We start from the raw sequence: 18293 nt of genomic DNA, 5'->3' as shown, positions 1-18293 counted from the left end.
AGGCAGCGATGGAAAAGAAGAACAAAGAAATCGTGTTATGGCATGAGTTTGACGGTCCGGGAGATACCTCGATTGAGGTGTTGGAGGGAATTTGCAAGCTGTATACAGAGCGCTTCGGCGTACAAATTACGCCACAAGTGATGAACATTACGGAGTTGACTGCGCGCCTGAACCAAATTAAGGACACCCATCAAGGTCCGCATCTGGCGATGGTTCCTGCGGATATGTCCTCCTATGTTGAGAATGGTCTTTACTCTGAGGTACCGGGCTGGCTATTTGATGATGCATTGACTGAAGGGGCACTTTCAACGATGCAACTGGATGGTGTTCAGTATGGTATTCCGGTATTACGGGGCAATCATCTGGTTGTGTATTACAATCCGGAGATTTACGCCAGTGCGCCGACGACATGGGAAGTGTTCGAAGAGGCAGCAGAGAGGTTGTCCGCTCAAGGCATCATACCGTTTGGAGCAGATTTACAGCAGGGTTATTGGTTTATTCCGTTTCTTACAGCTTTCGGTGGTTGGCCTGTTCAGGATGGAAAGCCAAATATCGTAACCCCTGAAATGAAGCGAGCACTTGAGTTCATCCATGACAAGATGGATCAAGGCGTGCTCGTCAGTCTCGACGGTTCCACAGGACTGCTAGAGCAGTTTATTGACGGTAAGATTGGCGCCATTATTTGTGGAGAGTGGATTTATAACCATCTGGACAAGCAGATGAACAACAGGCTTGCGGTCTGCCAGCTTCCGGTCATAGAAGGCCAGCAATCGCTATCCATGTCTTCTTCTATCGGCCTGATTTACCCGAATCATTCGTTAACGTCGGAGGAACGGGAAGATATCTTGTCTTTCACGCATTTTATGCTGAGTGATGAATGCCAGACCATGTGGACGCTGGGTGTGCAGCGGATTCCAGCTCAGGAAGAGGTGCTGAACCGTCTAGCTGCCTCTGCTACGCCTAACAAACAGATGATTATATCGCTGTTGGAGCACGCACGGCCGATGCCGACGTACCCCTTCATGATTCATGTATGGGAGGCGCTAAATGCGGGTCTAACCGAGCTGCCCTTAAGCAATCCTGAACAAGCATTGAAAAAAATTGAACAGACTATCCAAGCATTCTGGGGTGCATATAAAAGCTAAAAAGAGACGGGGAGAAGAAACATGAAAACAACGATATTCAGCCAAATTTCGATTGACGGTAAGCTCACTATGGGAGCTGGTAATTCGAGTAAGGAGCTTTTTTCTTTGTTTTCCAGTGAGGATATGGAATTCATTCATCTATTCCGGGGGAATGTGCAGGGTATTATGGTCGGAAAAAATACAATTCTGACGGACAATCCCTTTCTTACTAATCGGTATGAGGAGAACAAAAATCCAATCCGGATCATTCCGACGACCACCTTGGATATTCCGCTGGATAGCAATGTACTCTCGGATGAGGGGAGGACGATTATTGTCACAACCGAGAAAGGACGGGATGAATATAAAATCAAGCAGATCCGGGAAAGAGGGAAGGAGTGCCTCATCTGCGGTGAGGATAAAGTCGATTTCGTGGAGCTTGAACGTCAGTTGGAAGACAACTTCGGGATTACCAGCTTGATGGTTGAGGGCGGCGGCTTTTTGAACTGGCATATTTTCGATCAGGACATCGTCGATGAAATTATTCTGATGCAGCTTCCGATCATCATAGGCGGTTCCACGAACATTACTTTAGTGGATGGAGACGGGTATCAGCAATTGTGCTTTGCGAAAAAGTTCAAGGTTGTAGAAATTCAGCCCAAAGATAATTATACGCTCATGCGCTACAAAAAAGTGATATAACCTCACACGAAGTCATAGACTGCGAATGGCTATGGACGCGGTAAAATCGAGAAAATGGGGGTTGTGAATGAGCCATGTCAGAGAAAGAGAACTTCTACAAAAGTGTGTATAAAATCGCTGTACCTGTTACGCTTCAAAGCTTACTGATGGCATTGCTCAATTTGACGGATCAGTTGATGGTCGGGCAGCTTGGAGATGTGGCGATTGCCTCGGTGGGAATGTCCACCAAAATATATGGGATCATCGCGGTTGTCTTGGCTGGTCTATCGACGGGTGTGTCTATTTATGCAGCCCAGTTTTGGGGGAACAAAGATTCTAAAAGCGTCTCCCAGGTGCTGGGCCTTGGACTAATCGTCGGCTTCGCGTTCTCGTTCTTATTTTCTGCGGCTGTCTTCATCGATTCGCCGCTTTTCCTGAGCATGTTCACGACAGATGCGAATGTAATAGATAATGGGTATATTTTTCTGCAGATCATGTCGATCGGCTTTGTACCTGTCATGCTCACGATGATGTATTCCGCGATTTTGCGTAGTACGGGCCATGCCAAATGGCCGATGTATGTAAGCTTAATTGCTGTTGTGTTGAATATTATACTGAATTACGTACTTATTTACGGGAACTTCGGCGCTCCAGCGCTTGGTCTGAAGGGTGCGGCTATTGCTACCCTTATTTCCAGGGTAATAGAATGTTTGTTGATCATTGGTGCCGTGTACCGATATCGTTTACCAGGCGCTGTTGGGTTAAAGAACTTGTTCATCATTCCTAGACCGCTCATCCGCAAGTTTTTTGGAACGACGTATCCGCTGCTGCTGACTGAATTGATCTGGGTATTGGGTGAAACGGCATATGCGATCATCTATAGCCGCATGGGGACGATGGAGATGACGGCGATGACCATTACCTTCCCATTGCAAGGGCTTTGCATCGGCTTATTGTCCGGTCTGGCTAGTGCAGCTGGGGTTTTGGTTGGCAACCGTTTGGGCGCGAACGAAACGGATATCGCACTCGATCATGCGAAAAAGTTCATTCGTCTTGGCATTATCATCTCTCTAATTGTCGGGGTTATCATTGCGGCAGGCTCGAAGCTGTATGTCTCCGCATTCAATATCTCCGAGGATGCTAAACAGATGAGCATATATATCGTTATCGTATTCGCTGGATTTCTTTGGGCCAAAGTTTCCAATATGATTATAGCAGGCGGCATTCTAAACAGTGGGGGAGACAGCAAGTTCGTGTTCAGCATGGAATCGACCGCGACATGGCTGATAGGTGTCCCATCTGGACTGTTGCTGTCATACGTCTGGAAGCAGCCAGTCTACCTTGTATATCTCGTCATATCACTTGAGGAGGTTGTCCGTTTTTGCTTCGGTTACGCCCGGATGTACTCCCGGAAGTGGATGAGGAATTTAGTTAACGATTTGGCTGAAAAGGCGATGTAAGGTTCTCAGTCGCTCAAGACTCCCGTATATTCCTGCTTAAGGGAATACGCGGGAGTCTTTTTATAACTAATGATATGATTGTCGTATGGGGTGGCTTTGAACGGGTGATAATTAATTAAAAATGTCTAGTCAGAAAGGAACTGCTATGCAAGAGACTTCTAGAAACCTTAGGTTCAATTATTTTTTTGAAATGATTCTCTACCTCATTTGCGGAGTATCAATTGTTTATTTTGCCCTGATTGGGAATTATGATAAAACATTTCAAGCGGGTCTTATCATTGTCGTCCTGATACTCTTTAGGGGCTTAATCACATGGACCAAAAGTGAACTGCCTCCTGCACTACGATTCTCGGTGCTGGTCTTTATCGCGATTACGATGATGCTCGCCAATTTGTTCAATATGTATGGTGTTATCCCTTATTTAGACAAGATTGAGCATCTGCTGTCTGGAGTTATTTTATTCTTCGTAGGACGATTCATCTTGATCAAGATGGCTAAGCGTAAAGGGCTGAGCGGTCTGCCTTCCAACATCATCATTTGGTTCGCGTTTCTATTTGCTGTTGCAATGGCTGGAATATGGGAGATTTATGAGTTTACAGTAGATCATCTATTCGGACTTCATTCGCAAAATGGCAGTTTGAACGACACGATGCTGGATATGATTTGCGGAACATCGGGCGCTCTCGTCGCCTCCTTCTATTTGTACGATAAAGTACGCAGAACAAGTAGAGTGGATCCACGTTGATTCTAAGGTTCAATGATCTGTTTTTTCGCTGCTAGCCCGTTAATCTCATAAAGGCATAGTTACCTTCATATGACGTACAGGAGAAATACGATTGAACACCGGAAAACTACTGCTTAATCCCGTCAACTACGAGGGACCCGCTTCTTTTTTTATTTTTTTTGTAGTAAGCTCTATAATTATGCTGTTTATTCCAGTAAAGAAAAAACTTGAAAAGGCTGAGTCTGATTATGGAATGCTTCAGTTCAGGTTAATAAACTAATCATTAAATAATAGGGAGAGACCCTGCTCTTGTATCTCACTAAAATATGATGGAAGCAGGGAGATCTGATGAATAATAGGCAAAAAGAGATTTTTCGCATTTTGTTAACAGAATCGAACCGATTATTGTTAGTGCAGAATCTAGCTGATGAGATCAACTGCTCAGAGAAAACCATTCGGAGCGATCTGAAAATTATAGAAGAATATATAGAAAGGTACTCAAATACAAGCTTGGTGAAAAGGCCGGGGCGGGGCATTTATCTGGAGATTGACGAAGCCGATCAGGCTGATTTATTCCACCGTCTTTATGCAGGAGAAAGTTCGGCTAGACATGAATCCGACGAGGAAAGAGTTCTGCATCTCGCTTATCGGCTGCTGATGGATGCCAAGCCCGTAGCCATTCAGGACTTAGCGTCGCAGTATTTTGTGAACAAAGCTGTTATTCGTAAAGATGTAGAGAAAATTGAGGTGTGGTTACAACCCTTTAATTTAGCCTTAATCTCCAAGCAGAGAGTTGGCCTTGCAATTGAAGGCTCCGAAAAAAATAAAAGGACGGCTTTGGTGCGCTTGGACCAGTTGATAGACAGCTCGGAGTTGACGGGACAGATGATGATGAAGCAATTTGAGCAACACGAGATTGCTGGCGTATACAATGAATTAAGGGCGCTGCAAAAACGGCATTCGCTTTATTACACAGATGAAGCCTTTGAAAGTCTAATGCTACATATTTTGCTGATGGTCAAACGAACCAAACTTAAACAACCAATCTCTCTCTCCGATCAAGAAATTGCTTTTTTGCAGAAAAAAGCGGAATTTATATGGGCCGAGGAGTTTTTGCTGCGTTTGAAACGGCTGTTTGCCGTGTCTTTCCCCAGTAAAGAAGCAGCTTATTTAACATTGCGCCTACTTGGTGGGAAATTCCGCTATCGTCAGGAGAGTGAGGGTTCTAGTGGGGACGATTTGGCGGACAGACAGCCTCTCTTACAGGGGATTGTGGAGCAGCTGACGCGCCGGATGTCGGTGCTTAACATGATTCAGTTTTCCCAAGATCAAGTATTGATGAATGGTCTGAAAGTTCATTTATATACTACCCTGAACCGTCTTGATTACGGGCTGGCCGTGTCCAATCCGATGCTGGCCGAGATCAAAAAAATGTATCCCTATATGTTCGACCGGGTCATTGTTGCGCTGGAAGAGATGGGTGAATCGCTTCATTTATCTATTCCCGAGGAAGAAGCAGCCTATCTGACGCTGCATTTCCAGGCATCTGTTGAAAGGCTTCATAAAGGCCAGAGTAATCCAAAAAAGGTGATTATCATATGTCACATGGGTATTGGTATGTCCCAACTGCTCCGAACGAAAATTGAACGTAAATTTCCATCTGTGCATGTGGAAGCATCGATGGCCAAAGCGGAAGTGCATGACTATTTAGCTACCCATAAAGTTGATCTTGTCATTTCTACCGTCGCTCTTTCGGGGCTGAAGATCCCTCATATCCATGTCTCCCCCTTGCTGGAGGCTAGAGACGAGCGAAAGCTGGAACATGAAATTAAACAGCTTGATGAGCCAAACAACAGACAAGAATCCATTTTTTTGAAGTACACAACACCATTTCTAGTCTTTCTCCAGCAGGATGTGCAGCAGCCAGACCAGATTATAGCTAAGCTGGGGCAAGTATTGGTGGACAAGGGATATGCGGAGGCAGGTTATTCGGAAAGCACTCTGGGGAGAGAAAAAATGTCGTCTACGACTATAGGGGGAGGGATTGCCATTCCGCATGGTAGCCCTCAATTGATCAAACAATCGGTGATTGCAATCGCCACCTTAAAGCAGCCACTCCTCTGGGGAACTGAAAAAGTGGAGCTCGTGTTTATGCTAGCGTTAAAAAGTGAAGAACGGGAAGAAGCGAGGCAGCTATTTAAGGAATTGTCGCTGATCAGTGAGCGTCCGGCTTTTGTCAGTGCTTTGTCCAAGGAAACTGATGTGATGAAATTTCTGAGCAGACTGAAAGGGTAAATTAAAATTAGGCTATACACACGAAAAAGCATGACCTTTTAATATCGCTTTATTTTTTTGACAAGAATAAATTTAGTTTTTCCGGAAGTTGCGGTAAAATTCCAATCTGAGAAGGAGATGGTTGGCGTTTATACTATGAATGTAAGCGGAAACATTTATAGTGAAGGAGAATGGTTATGAAAATATTGGCAATTACCTCATGTCCTAACGGAATAGCACATACGTATATGGCCGCCGAAAATCTTCAAAAGGCGGCAGCTAAACTAGGCATCAAGATGAAGGTTGAAACTCAGGGTTCTATTGGAGTGGAGAATCAGTTAACCGAGCAGGATATCCGTGAAGCGGATGGCATAATTATCGCGGCAGACAAAACGGTCGTAAAGGATCGGTTTGTCGGCAAGAAGCTGCTTGTAGTTGGCGTACAGGAAGGCATCCGCCATCCGGAAGAGCTGATCAGACGGGTGATGAGCGATGATGTGAAGGTCTACCGAGCACAATTACGGTCTGCTGAAGATATCAAGCAGGAGAAAAAGTCGAAGCAAAATCCGATTTACCGCCATTTGATGAATGGTGTGTCCTATATGGTGCCGTTTATCGTTGTCGGCGGCTTACTGGTCGCAATTGCGCTGACCCTTGGTGGCGTGAAAACTCCGGGAGGACTAGTCATACCGGATGATTCATTCTGGAAGACGATATTGGACATCGGATCGGCTGCATTTACCTTCATGGTGCCCATATTAGCCGGTTTTATTGCGATGAGTATTGCGGATAGACCAGGTCTTGTTCCGGGTATGGTAGGAGGATTCATCGCCGCAAACGGAAGTTTTTACGGAAGTGAGGCGGGAGCTGGATTCATCGGCGGAATTATCGCCGGTTTCCTAGCGGGTTATGTAGCGCTTGGAATCAAGAAAATGAAAGTTCCTAAGGCACTAAAACCTATCATGCCAATCATCATTATTCCAATATTAACCTCCCTGATTGTCGGTTTGATTTTTGTATTCCTGATTGGTTCTCCAATCGCACAGCTGTTTGAATCCCTGACGGGGTGGCTCGCAGGTATGCAGGGTACAAGCTCGATTTTGCTAGCCCTGATTCTGGGTGCGATGATTTCTTTCGATATGGGCGGTCCAGTGAACAAGGTTGCATTCCTATTCGGATCGGCCATGATCGGAGAAGGTAACTATGAAATTATGGGCCCAATCGCCGCTGCTATTTGTATCCCTCCAATTGGTATGGGACTTGCAACGATGATTAGCAAACGTAAATTTGAACCGGCAGAACGAGAGGCCGGCAAAGCGTCATTTACAATGGGACTGTTTGGTATCACCGAAGGTGCAATTCCGTTTGCCGCACAAGATCCTCTGCGTGTCATTCCGAGTATCATGGTAGGGTCGATGGTCGGTTCGGTGATAGCGATGCTTGGCCATGTTGGGGACAGAGTAGCCCATGGTGGACCGATTGTAGCCGTGCTTGGTGCAGTAGACAATGTGTTGATGTTTTTTGTCGCCGTCATTGTCGGTTCGGCGGTAACAGTTGTCATGATCAGGCTGCTGAAAAAGGATGTTACAGCTGAAACCCAGGCTGTCTTGGGAGAAGCGGATCTTGAATATTCTGTCATAGTAGCTGAGAAAACTACCACAGACGTGTCGGCATTGGAACAGGCAAATGACCGGACCGCGACGGAAGCGCCAGCCATTCACATTGAGAAATTAACCGATATTCTTACACCGGATTTGATTAATCTGGATCTGAATGGAGATACTAAGGACGCTATTATTAACGAAATGATTGGAGCGCTGGAGAGGGCCGGAGCGGTAAGCTCTGCCGGTGAATTCAAAGAGGCTATATTGGCCCGGGAAGAAGAAAGCTCGACAGGCATCGGTCTGAATATAGCCATTCCCCATGGTAAATCGGACGCCGTACTGAAGCCAAGCATTGTATTTGGTATCAAGCAGAACGGAGTAGATTGGAACAGCCTAGACGGAAGCGAAGCTAAATTGATCTTTATGATAGCGGTGCCACGCAGCAGTAAGGGAAACGCCCATCTTAAAGTACTGCAAATCTTATCTCGTAAGCTGATGGATGATGATTTCAGGGGAGATCTCTTGGCGGTTAAATCCAAGGAAGAAGCATACCAGTTGCTTGGTCAGGTGTATTGATCCAATACGCTGAGCTTAAAGTAAATAACAAAAGAGGCTTTCTCGCTGTTGCAGCGGAGAGCCTCTTTTATGATTAATGATTTTGTTTTGAAGAAGAGCTGGTATGGTGCACCGCCCCTTACTCCTGTACAATTTAGAGAATAGTAAAACTGAGGAGGGATAGGAAATGGCGCGTGTCTTATTTATTAATGCTGGATCAGAGGGACATATCAATCCAACGATTGGCGTTGTACAGGAGCTTATTTCTAGTGGAGAAGAGGTAGTATACTTCACTATAGAAGCTTTTCGGGAGCGTATGGAGGAAACAGGCGCTGTAGTAAGGACATTGGATAATCAACAATTTATAAAGGCCTTTATTTCAGGTGGGAGGGATTATCTGCTCGAAAGAGTCAATGGGCTTTTACTTACGGCGGATATCGTTATACCATGCGTTCTTGAACAGATCAAAGGAGAGCAATTCGATTACATCATCCATGATTCGATGTTTGGTTGTGGACGTTTAATTGCTCAAATTCTTAAGCTTCCTGCTATCAACTCTTGTACTTCTTTTGCACAGACTAAAGAATCATTTGATCAAGTCATGGAACGATTCTACACAGAAGCCCCTGCAGAAATAGTAAAAGCTGTAGACGATAGATTTCAAAGTCTGAGCGTAAAAATAAAGGAACAATATGGTGTGCAAATTCACTCTCCTTACGAAGTGTTCTGTAATCCTGCACCACTTACAATCGTGTATACGACAAGGGAGTTTCAACCTTATGGAGAAACCTTCGACCTATCGTATAAATTCGTGGGTCCTTCCATCTCTTCACGATTAACGCCAGATCATTTTGATTTTTCTGCAATCAAGGGGAAGGACCTAATTTACATTTCAATGGGTACGGTCTTCAACCAAGCAAGTGATTTCTATAAGCTTTGTTTTGAGGCATTCGGGAATACGGAGCATACGATTGTTATGTCCATTGGGAACAAAGTGCAAATCTATGATTTGGGAGAAATTCCTCCCAACTTTATAGTTAAAAACTATGTTCCACAGACGGATATATTACAGTACACAAAAATATTCATTACACATGGTGGAATGAATAGTGCGCATGAGGGTCTCTACTATGGGGTTCCGCTAATTGTAATCCCACAAAGTGCGGATCAGCCGATCATTGCGGAGCAAGTCGTCAATATTGGAGCGGGCATTAAATTACAAATGCAAGGATTAACTGCAACCGAACTGCGTGAAGCTGTAGAGCTTGTGCTCACCCTTCCGTCATTCCAAAAAGCTGTTGCAACGACTAAAGATTCCTTTCGGACATCCGGTGGACCTCATCAAGCTGTTGATGAGATTTTCGAATGGAAGTGTCAATATCTTGGTTAGTGTGCATGGCCATCCGTTGAAGGATGGCCATATTTGTTTAACTTTCGAGACAAGCCTATCGCGTACTCTCCACATAATTAAAAATAGCATCTCTCAACTCAAACTCGTACGTTAAACCATTCACAAGTCCCACCACATGATTGCTGTCATACAGATCAAGCATGAAGCCAGCCATTTCCTTTGCGGTATGGAATTTCCGCACAGCGCCGTGATATTCGAAATTCGTGACATCGAAAGCACGTTTCGCGAATTCTGTTTCTGTTGCGGCAGGTGCCAACACTTTAGCCTGCATAGGTGCACCTTGACTCTTCAACTCATGGGATAGTCCTTCAGTAAATGCACTTACATAAAACTTCGTTGCACAGTACGTTATAGCATTGCCTACAATCGTATAACCGCCACCAGATGAAACGTTAATTAATTGCGTGCCATCAATAGTGGAGTAGTCTCGAACGAATAAAGAGGAGAGTATAGTCAACGCTTCTATGTTCAGATGTAGCATTGTAGTTATTTTATTTAAATCTTGCTCGGCCACTGAAGCAAAGTTTCCAAATCCGGCATTGTTGATCCAGGTTTCGATGGCATATCCTCGCAGGCTTTCATACAACGTATAAGCATTCTCGATAACGGATAAGTCAATCTTTTGAATGACAACCTCTACATTAGGATGAATACGAGCGATTTTAGACTGTAATTCCTCTAGCTGTTCCTTTCTGCGGGCCACAAGGATTAAGTTTTTTCCACGAGAAGCAAAAGCTAGGGCAGTTTCATAACCTATCCCTGAACTAGCCCCGGTAATTACAGTATATTTCATGTGATTTCCTCCTATTTTTCTACGAGAATGTAATTCGATCTTACAGCGATTTGATTATATAGGTTAGAGTTTACTCTAAGGCAAATGTTTTTTATAATCAGGGTGACTTTCAAAATAAAATAGATTAGAGGATTTGCATGTACACGATTAGCGAGGTATCCAAGTTATTGGAGATAACCACATATACACTGAGATATTATGAAAAAGAAGGGATCGTTGCTCCGATACGCAATGCGAATGGAGAAAGGGTATATGATGATACTCATCTTGCTTGGCTGCGATTTGTACTGAGGTTGAAACAAACCCAAATGCCCATCTCACAAATCCGGCAATATGCCCAGTTATATTTAGAAGGAGAACATACAAGCCAAGCCCGCTTGAATCTTCTGGAAGATCATAGAAGCTCAGTTCAGGATCAAATCAGACATTTAACAGAGACAGAGAGGATGCTGAACGACAAAATTGCTAATTACAAGGTCTTCATTAGTAAAGGGAATACACTGGATTTGTCTATGGATGATTAGTTGTAAAATTACGCTTTATCCATGAAAAAGGGGATTACCTCAGGCCTTACGGCCAACAGGTAATCCCCTTTTCCTCATACATATGGATCTGTTGCAGCGTTTATTATTTCAGAGGAATTTTGATCTCTAGTTGCTTGTTGTAATTTTTAACTACATTACCTTTGGCATCTACTTTATAAGCCCCTGCAGTGCCTTTTTCAAACACTGCTTGATAAGGTCTGATAATGAGATATTCTGCGGCCGGGCGAAGCGCCTCGAACAATAAATCTTCAGAAACAGTATTCTGGGTTGTTGCAACAGATTCCCGTGCAATATATTCTAATTCATTTCCCAGATTATCATAAATATCATATCCTAAAGCCTGTGCTTGGGTAGCAACCCCTTTAACTGCTAAAGCAATGCGCACAGAAGTCTCTCCCACAGCAACACGATTAGTTTTGATTTCAAATTGGTTGTCTTTCTTTAAAGCTGGTAGCTGAATGTTACGCGCTACTCCTGCTTGCTTAAGAGAAAACTTTAGTACATACGGATCTTCGATTCCGTTAAGCTTCACATGGATGCTCAATTCAGAGGAAGCCAGGCTTGCCTTTTGCTGCTCAGTTAGCCATCCGGTCTGCAATACAACAACCGCCTTGTTGGCGTCACCATCACTGATCCAGCGTGGTGATTTAAAATCAATTCCACCTGAATTAGTGAGCTTGGCGTCTACTGCCATAATGGTTCCATCTGCAAGGTAAGGCTCACCTTTATCGTTCAAGGTTACCCCTGCGAGCATTCCTGAGAACAGGGATCCCTCACGGCTCAGATCGATCTTAATATAATTACCGTCAAACTGTGCACTGCCCTTTAAAGTAAGCTGATCGTGTGAATCGGCGGCTTTTGTTGTATTCAGGGAAGCTTCAGCGGCGGTTTGAACACTGGCTGCTTGGGTTAAAGCCGGCATTCCCAACGCTCCAAGGCATACAGCAGCACTTAAAATTACAGACAATTTCGTTGTCATTTTCTTCATGATATCATTCTCCTTAGTGTTTATTTAACTAGCACGTTTATTTCCAGGCCATCGATATAATGCTTCACAGGATTTCCGGAACTGTCTGTTTTGAATGCGCCACTCTTACTTTTTGGATCCTCGAACTCATAAAGATAGCCACGGATTGTGAGCATATTGGGATGTTTCTCGAACGGCTCTACAAGCAGATTCAGATCCTGTGATCTATTGGATGAAAGGAGTGCTTTTTGCGATATATTTTCCAAAACCAGTCCCTGTTCATCCGTCACTTCAAAGCCCAATGTATTAAAATCTGCGTAATCCCCGTCAGTCTCTTGTTCAATGTTGAGTAACAGACGCGTGGTTAATGGGCTATATTCCAGCTTTTGCAGCGTCAGACTCCATCCCTCTGCTTGTGCGCGCATATCAGGTACGACAATACTATTTTCTGTAACCTTACGTGCAGGAATCTCCAGAATGTATGGTGTATCTATACCGTTTAAGAGAAGGGTTACAGTCAGTTCAAATTGATCAGGGAAAGGCTTGGTGATCCCCAAATTCGAAGAATCCACCAGTTGAAAAATAGCTGTACTCTGCTCCTTGCCTTCCATCCAGGTTAGAAAAGGAACAGCTTCCCAATGACCCTCTGAGAATTCCTCCATTGAAACCCCATCGATCAAAACTTCTGCGGACATTATTGAACCTTTGCCTAGAAAAGGCTTCCCATCCGCTCCAATCGTCACGCCGGTGAGCTTCCCGTCCAGCCCTTCTCCCTCGCGCTTCACTGAGAATGCCAATCGGTTGCCATCAAATACAGCCTCTTCGGCAGACAAGGTGATTCCATCATGCGTATCACTGCTATTCGGTCGGGTAATCAGACCCAGACGCTGAGCAGCTTGCAATCCTATATCATCTGCCCGTTCAAAAATTCCGCCTATCCATGGAAGCTGCTTGAGCGCATTGGCCAACGTTGGCGGATAGACGGCCGTTAGCATAACACTTAGCACTATCGCTGCAGATACAGCAGCTGCGATTTTTGGATATATCCGTTTTTTCTTTTTCTTTTCCACAGGATCCTGAACAATTGTGGCGAGTGATGCATAAATCGAATCCTGCCGCGACCGCAGTAAAGGTGGAAGCTCCTGTATATTAGCCTTTCCTAGCTCCCTGATCTGCTTTTCTAAATTGTTATTATTCATTAGCAAGACCCTCCTCCCGCACAGGATGTATCTGTTTGGACAACAATCTCCGTGCGCGATGAAGTCGTGCCCTGACCGCTCCTTCGGAGATGTCGAGCACATCTGCAATCTGCTTAATGGATAAATCGTCATAATAAAAAAGCACGATAGCAAGCCGCAGGGATTCGTCCAACTGATTAATGAAGCTTTGCAGGTCTACGTTGCCTGAATCTTCAAAATGCACATAGGAATCGACCGGTTCTTCGGGAATTTCCGCCACAGCTATAGTTCGCTCTCGCATACGAAGTAACTGATTGCATTCATTAATCAGGATGCGTATAACCCAGGTTTTAAAAAACTTAGGCTGCTTAAGGTTGGCCAACCCTTTATACACCTTCAGTGTCGTCTCCTGAAGAGCATCCGCGCAATCTTCATCTTTTAGCAGAATGGTTTTGGCTAATCTGTACAACTGGGATTCCAGTTGCCTAAAAAGACGGGTAAACGCCTCGTGGTCGCCTTTCTGCGCTTTTTTGATATCCAGTTCGTTTTCCAGCAAATGATTTTTCCTCCTTGAGGGCCCTCTGTATGATTAGATGGAGAAGGTATACAAAAAGTTATATTTGGATAAAAAAATCTGAAATCTATTTAATATCATCTATTCCAGAATAATGGAAAACGAAGATTAAAGCCTATAAAGCTTGCTTAAGCATACAAAATGTTATCTTTTCATCCGTTACTAAATATTTTAACTATTGGTATATTGATTTGTAAGTGCTTACATAGCTTAGGACGCACACATATGCATCTGAAAATTTAGAATGGAAGGTGATCAGAACGTGAGAGTTAATCAAAAGGGTATCTCTGCATTTTTAGCAGTGTTATTGCTGCTAAGTTCATTCTCATTCAACATGAGGAGTGCTTTGGCTGCAGATTCGAACAGTTCTTTAATAGTAAATGGCGGTTTCGAGGACAATTTCTGGGAAGATGGATCATGGAGTGTCGATACGTCAGATTGGAATCAAGTAGAAATTAAGCATTTTGCATATGCCGATGATACTTGGCTAAATCCAGATGAAGGAGCTCATGCTTTCAAATATTGGATTAACAAAGTCGCTACTGGAAACCAGACCATCTCGCTTAAGCAGACTATAACGAACCTCCCTGTGGGAAGTTATGAGCTCTCAGTCAAGTCGATGGGCGGTACTGACAATGAGACGGGGAATGTTGAATTGTTTGCGGGTGACGAGAAGGCATCCGCTGTTGCTACCACTGGCTATAATGCTTGGGGAACGCTCACCCTGAAATTTATCTTGAAGCAGGATACCCCGAGTCTTGAGGTTGGTGCGAACATAAGCGGCGCTCCAAGCGCATATGGATTTCTGGACAGCTTTGAGTTGAAACAGTTGAGTACGGATACGACCCAGCCGGTGCCGGCGGATATTTTTGTAAAGAAGGTGGAAGGACTCCAGCCTGATTTTATTAAAGGCGTGGATATCTCCAGTATTATTTCTTTAGAGAATAGCGGAGTCGAGTTTTACAATGAAAACGGAGAAGTGCAGGATATTTTTACAACCGTACATGAAGCCGGGGTTAATTACGTTCGGGTACGGATATGGAATGATCCTTTTGATACAGCTGGAAAAGGTTATGGTGGTGGCAATAATGATCTGGCCACCGCGATTGAAATTGGGAAAAGAGCGACCGCAAACGGTATGAAGCTGCTAGTGGACTTCCATTATTCCGACTTTTGGGCCGATCCGGCCAAGCAGCATACGCCTAAGGCATGGGCAAATTTGAGTTTTGAAGATAAGAAGACAGCGCTTTACGAATATACCAAAGTGAGCCTGCAAGCCCTGCTTGATGCAGGTATTGATATTGGCATGGTTCAGGTAGGCAATGAAACGAATGGACAATTTGTTGGTGAATCTAATTGGACGAAGATGAGCCAATTGTTCAATGAGGGAAGCAAAGCCATTCGGGAGATCGATCCTAATATTCTGGTTGCTCTGCATTTTACAAATCCGGAGTCGGCAGGCAGATATGCCACTATAGCGAAGAATTTGCAAGATAACAATGTAGACTATGATGTGTTTGCAAGTTCTTATTATCCATTCTGGCACGGTACATTAAGCAATTTGACATCCGTGTTGAAGCAAGTAGCTGATACTTATGGTAAAAAAGTAATGGTAGCCGAAACCTCTTACGCGTATACCGCAGAAGACGGGGATGGACACGGAAATACAGCGCCGCAAAGTTCAGGTCAAACTTTAAACTACCCTATCAGCGTTCAAGGTCAGGCTAACTCAGTTAGAGACGTGATCGAAGCGGTTGCGAATGTGGGTAAAGCGGGAATTGGCGTGTTTTATTGGGAGCCTGCTTGGCTTCCGGTAGGTCCGAAAGAAAATCTGAAGCAGAATAAGTTGATTTGGGAACAGTATGGTTCCGGTTGGGCATCCAGCTACGCGAAGGAATATGACCCTGATGATGCAGGGGAATGGTATGGCGGAAGTGCCGTTGATAACCAGGCTTTGTTTGATTTTAACGGACATCCGCTTGCCTCGCTGAATGTGTTCAAATATGTGAATACAGGCGCAGTGGCCCCTATTGCTGTAGATGAAATTAAGGATGTTTCGATAACGGCGATTGCTGGGGAGCCAATCCATCTGCCAACAGACGTAAGTGTTACTTACAATGATGGAAGCTCCGGCAAGATGTCAGTGGTTTGGGATCAAGTTGCGCTTGAGCAAGCCATTAGCAAGGGTGCGGGCAGCTATGTGATTGGTGGAACGACGGAAGGCGGTCAGGTGGTAAAGGCTCTTCTAGTTATTAAAAAAGAGAACTTTATCATCAACGCAGGCTTTGAAAATAGCGATAGAAGCATGTGGAAAATCACCTATGCTGACGTTAATGCTCCACATACAGACTACCAAAATAAAGTTACAGATGCCAAAACAGGCAACTATTCACTACATTTCTACTCTGCGAAAGCAGTGGATTTTAGAGTAGAGCAGACTATTTCTGGTCTGAAGCCGGGATATTATAATCTTTCGATGTTTATTCAAGGGGGAGATGCTGCCAACCCCAATATGAATCTGTTTGCTGTAACGGATGGTAAGGAAGTAAAAGTAAACACCGGTGTGAAAGGATGGGCACAGTGGAATAATCCTGAGATCCAGGATATTCTCGTTACCGATGGATCCCTTACAATCGGAGCTAATATCAAAGCAGACGGCGGCGCATGGGGATCGATTGATGATTTCTATCTAAGCTTTGTCAAAGGTATTGAGGAACCTGCTATTGTTGATACGGATGCAGAAGTACAAAATATCACTTCTATGACAGCTGCGGTTGGAGGAAATATCACTTCGGACGGTGGCGCTAAGGTTACAGAGCGAGGAATCGTATATTCTACTAGTGCCAATCCGACAATTGAGGATAGTAAAGTTATAGCTGAATCAGGTGGAACAGGAGCCTTTTCAGTAAGTCTTGCAGGACTTCAATCTGGAGCTACCTATCATGTACGTGCCTACGCAGTGAATGCAACCGGAGTAAGCTACGGACAAGAGATTACGTTTACAACATTAAGTTCTAGTGCAAGCTTGAATAGCTTGGATTTGAGCGGCATAACATTGGATCAAACAGTGAGCGGAAGTGTATACGACTATACAGCGAGTGTACCGTATTCTTTATCTAACTTCACAGTGACGGCAACGGCCAGCGATGCTGTCTATGGTACCTTGACAGTGAGTATGTACAATAGTGCCAATACACTTGTGGCCGGTCCGATAAGTTTGGCAAGTGGGGCAACAAGCATAGAGCTTCCCCTTGAAGTAGGTAGTAACCGATTGGAGTTATTCGTAATTGCCCAAGATGGCACAGGTACGAGATACACAGCAACAATAACGAGAGCTGCGCAAGATAACGGTTCTGATGGTAATGGAAACGGTGGTAATGATGGTGGTAGTACCTCTAATGTCGTACTTCCGGTTATCTCCTCCAATGGGAAACTGACGCTTCCTGCAGGTCAAGCGGGTGAAGTCAGATTGGATAATGGGCTTGTGATTTCAATTCCAGCTAATGCTTCAGGCAAGCAGTTGGTATTAACGATTGAGAAAGTGCTCGATTCGCAGAATCTTCTCAGCAATCATGAGATTCTCGTAAGCCCGATCTATGAAGTTCTAAAAAACTTCGCGGAGAACTTTAATAAACCAGTCACGCTAACCTTTGTGTTCGATTCAGGACAAGTGAAGAGCGGCCAAACTGTAGCGATCTTTTATTATGATGAAGTGAAGAAGAGCTGGGTGAAAGTTAATGGCGGCAAAATAGATGGAAATCGCATTGCTGCAGATGTGGATCACTTTACGAAGTTTGCTGTACTCGTAGTGGATCAAGCGACTGGATTACCGGTAACCAATGCATCTACTGAACCGACAACAGAGGCTCAATTTAGCGATATCTCGGGACATTGGGCACAGGCTAATATTAAGAAAGCGGTGAGCGAAGGGATCGTCAAGGGTTATACCGACGGAACGTTCAAACCGAATGGTGCGGTGACACGCGCTGAATTTGCGGTGATGCTGATGAATGCGCTGAAGCCAACAGGAAACGGTGTGGAATTGGGCTTCACAGATACAATCCCTGCTTGGGCTGAGAAGTCCATTGCACAAGCTTTAGAGGCGAAGATTATACGCGGCTATGAGGATGTTACCTTCCGTCCGGCAGCGAGCATAACACGTTCGGAGCTAGCAGTTATGATCTCTAGAGCAGCAGGGGGAGATTTAACAACGGCGGCATCAACAGGCTTTGCTGATGATAGCCAAATTCCTGCATGGGCAAAGGATGCGGTTGCAGCCGTGAAGAAATCAGGCATTGTGAGCGGGCGTAACGGCAATGTATTTGCACCAAATGAGACGGCAACAAGAGCAGAGGCAGTAACCATCATTATGAATCTGCTGCAAACTAAATAGTAAACTTACT

13 protein-coding genes are annotated in these 18293 nt (G+C 44.4%); 9 read left to right on the top strand and 4 right to left on the bottom strand.

Translation table 11 applies throughout. From position 1 onward, the window contains the following. Nucleotides 1-8 precede the first annotated feature (8 nt). From H70737_RS29205 to H70737_RS29175, 7 genes are all read left to right on the top strand, one after another. Complete coding sequence (locus H70737_RS29205) at nt 9-1145, top strand: sugar ABC transporter substrate-binding protein (protein ID WP_042193006.1); 1137 nt, start codon at nt 9-11, stop codon at nt 1143-1145. Nucleotides 1146-1166: 21 nt separating this feature from the next. Further along, nucleotides 1167-1826: a dihydrofolate reductase family protein gene (locus tag H70737_RS29200; protein WP_042193005.1), complete on the top strand. Its 660-nt coding sequence runs from the start codon at nt 1167-1169 to the stop codon at nt 1824-1826. 74 nt (nt 1827-1900) lie between these two features. Next, a complete protein-coding gene (locus H70737_RS29195; RefSeq protein WP_042193004.1) occupies nt 1901-3265 on the top strand; it encodes an MATE family efflux transporter in 1365 nt (454 codons plus the stop codon). Nucleotides 3266-3386: 121 nt separating this feature from the next. After that, complete coding sequence (locus H70737_RS29190; RefSeq protein ID WP_052404463.1) at nt 3387-4010, top strand: DUF2238 domain-containing protein; 624 nt, start codon at nt 3387-3389, stop codon at nt 4008-4010. Nucleotides 4011-4337: 327 nt separating this feature from the next. Continuing rightward, nucleotides 4338-6284, top strand: coding sequence for a BglG family transcription antiterminator (locus H70737_RS29185; RefSeq protein ID WP_042193003.1), 1947 nt, complete (start codon nt 4338-4340; stop codon nt 6282-6284). Between the two features lie 176 nt (nt 6285-6460). Beyond that, entirely contained in the window at nt 6461-8443 is a 1983-nt protein-coding gene (locus H70737_RS29180; RefSeq protein ID WP_042193002.1) for a PTS fructose transporter subunit IIABC, read from the top strand. Between the two features lie 166 nt (nt 8444-8609). After that, nucleotides 8610-9812: a macrolide family glycosyltransferase gene (locus tag H70737_RS29175; protein WP_042193001.1), complete on the top strand. Its 1203-nt coding sequence runs from the start codon at nt 8610-8612 to the stop codon at nt 9810-9812. Between the two features lie 55 nt (nt 9813-9867). Here H70737_RS29175 and H70737_RS29170 read toward each other — a convergent pair whose 3' ends face one another. Then, complete coding sequence (locus tag H70737_RS29170) at nt 9868-10626, bottom strand: SDR family NAD(P)-dependent oxidoreductase (protein WP_042193000.1); 759 nt, start codon at nt 10624-10626, stop codon at nt 9868-9870. Nucleotides 10627-10763: 137 nt separating this feature from the next. Here H70737_RS29170 and H70737_RS29165 point away from each other — a divergent pair, with 137 nt between their 5' ends. Beyond that, nucleotides 10764-11150 (top strand): MerR family transcriptional regulator, encoded by a 387-nt coding sequence (locus H70737_RS29165; RefSeq protein ID WP_042192999.1) that lies wholly within the window; start codon nt 10764-10766, stop codon nt 11148-11150. A gap of 103 nt (nt 11151-11253) precedes the next feature. Here H70737_RS29165 and H70737_RS29160 read toward each other — a convergent pair whose 3' ends face one another. Genes H70737_RS29160 through H70737_RS29150 form a run of 3 tightly spaced genes read right to left on the bottom strand, consistent with a single transcriptional unit; the run spans nt 11254 to nt 13872 of the window. Beyond that, a complete protein-coding gene (locus H70737_RS29160) occupies nt 11254-12159 on the bottom strand; it encodes a DUF5643 domain-containing protein (RefSeq protein ID WP_042192998.1) in 906 nt (301 codons plus the stop codon). 20 nt (nt 12160-12179) lie between these two features. Beyond that, nucleotides 12180-13337 carry a DUF4179 domain-containing protein gene (locus H70737_RS29155; RefSeq protein WP_042192995.1) on the bottom strand — a complete coding sequence of 386 codons (1158 nt, stop codon included), beginning with the start codon at nt 13335-13337 and terminating at the stop codon, nt 12180-12182. Next, nucleotides 13330-13872: a sigma-70 family RNA polymerase sigma factor gene (locus H70737_RS29150; protein ID WP_231573368.1), complete on the bottom strand. Its 543-nt coding sequence runs from the start codon at nt 13870-13872 to the stop codon at nt 13330-13332. Before H70737_RS29150 ends, H70737_RS29155 begins: the two co-directional genes overlap by 8 nt. 352 nt (nt 13873-14224) lie before the next feature. Between H70737_RS29150 and H70737_RS30540 the strand changes: the two genes are divergently transcribed. After that, the gene (locus H70737_RS30540) at nt 14225-18283 is read left to right on the top strand and encodes a glycosyl hydrolase 53 family protein (protein ID WP_231573522.1); all 4059 of its coding nucleotides are present in this window, start codon (nt 14225-14227) and stop codon (nt 18281-18283) included. Nucleotides 18284-18293 lie beyond the last annotated feature (10 nt).

The sequence above is a fragment of the Paenibacillus sp. FSL H7-0737 genome (genome assembly GCF_000758545.1).
Taxonomy (GTDB): domain Bacteria; phylum Bacillota; class Bacilli; order Paenibacillales; family Paenibacillaceae; genus Paenibacillus_AQ.
Note: the sequence above shows the minus strand (reverse complement) of the source record. Positions and strands in the feature narration are given on the sequence as shown.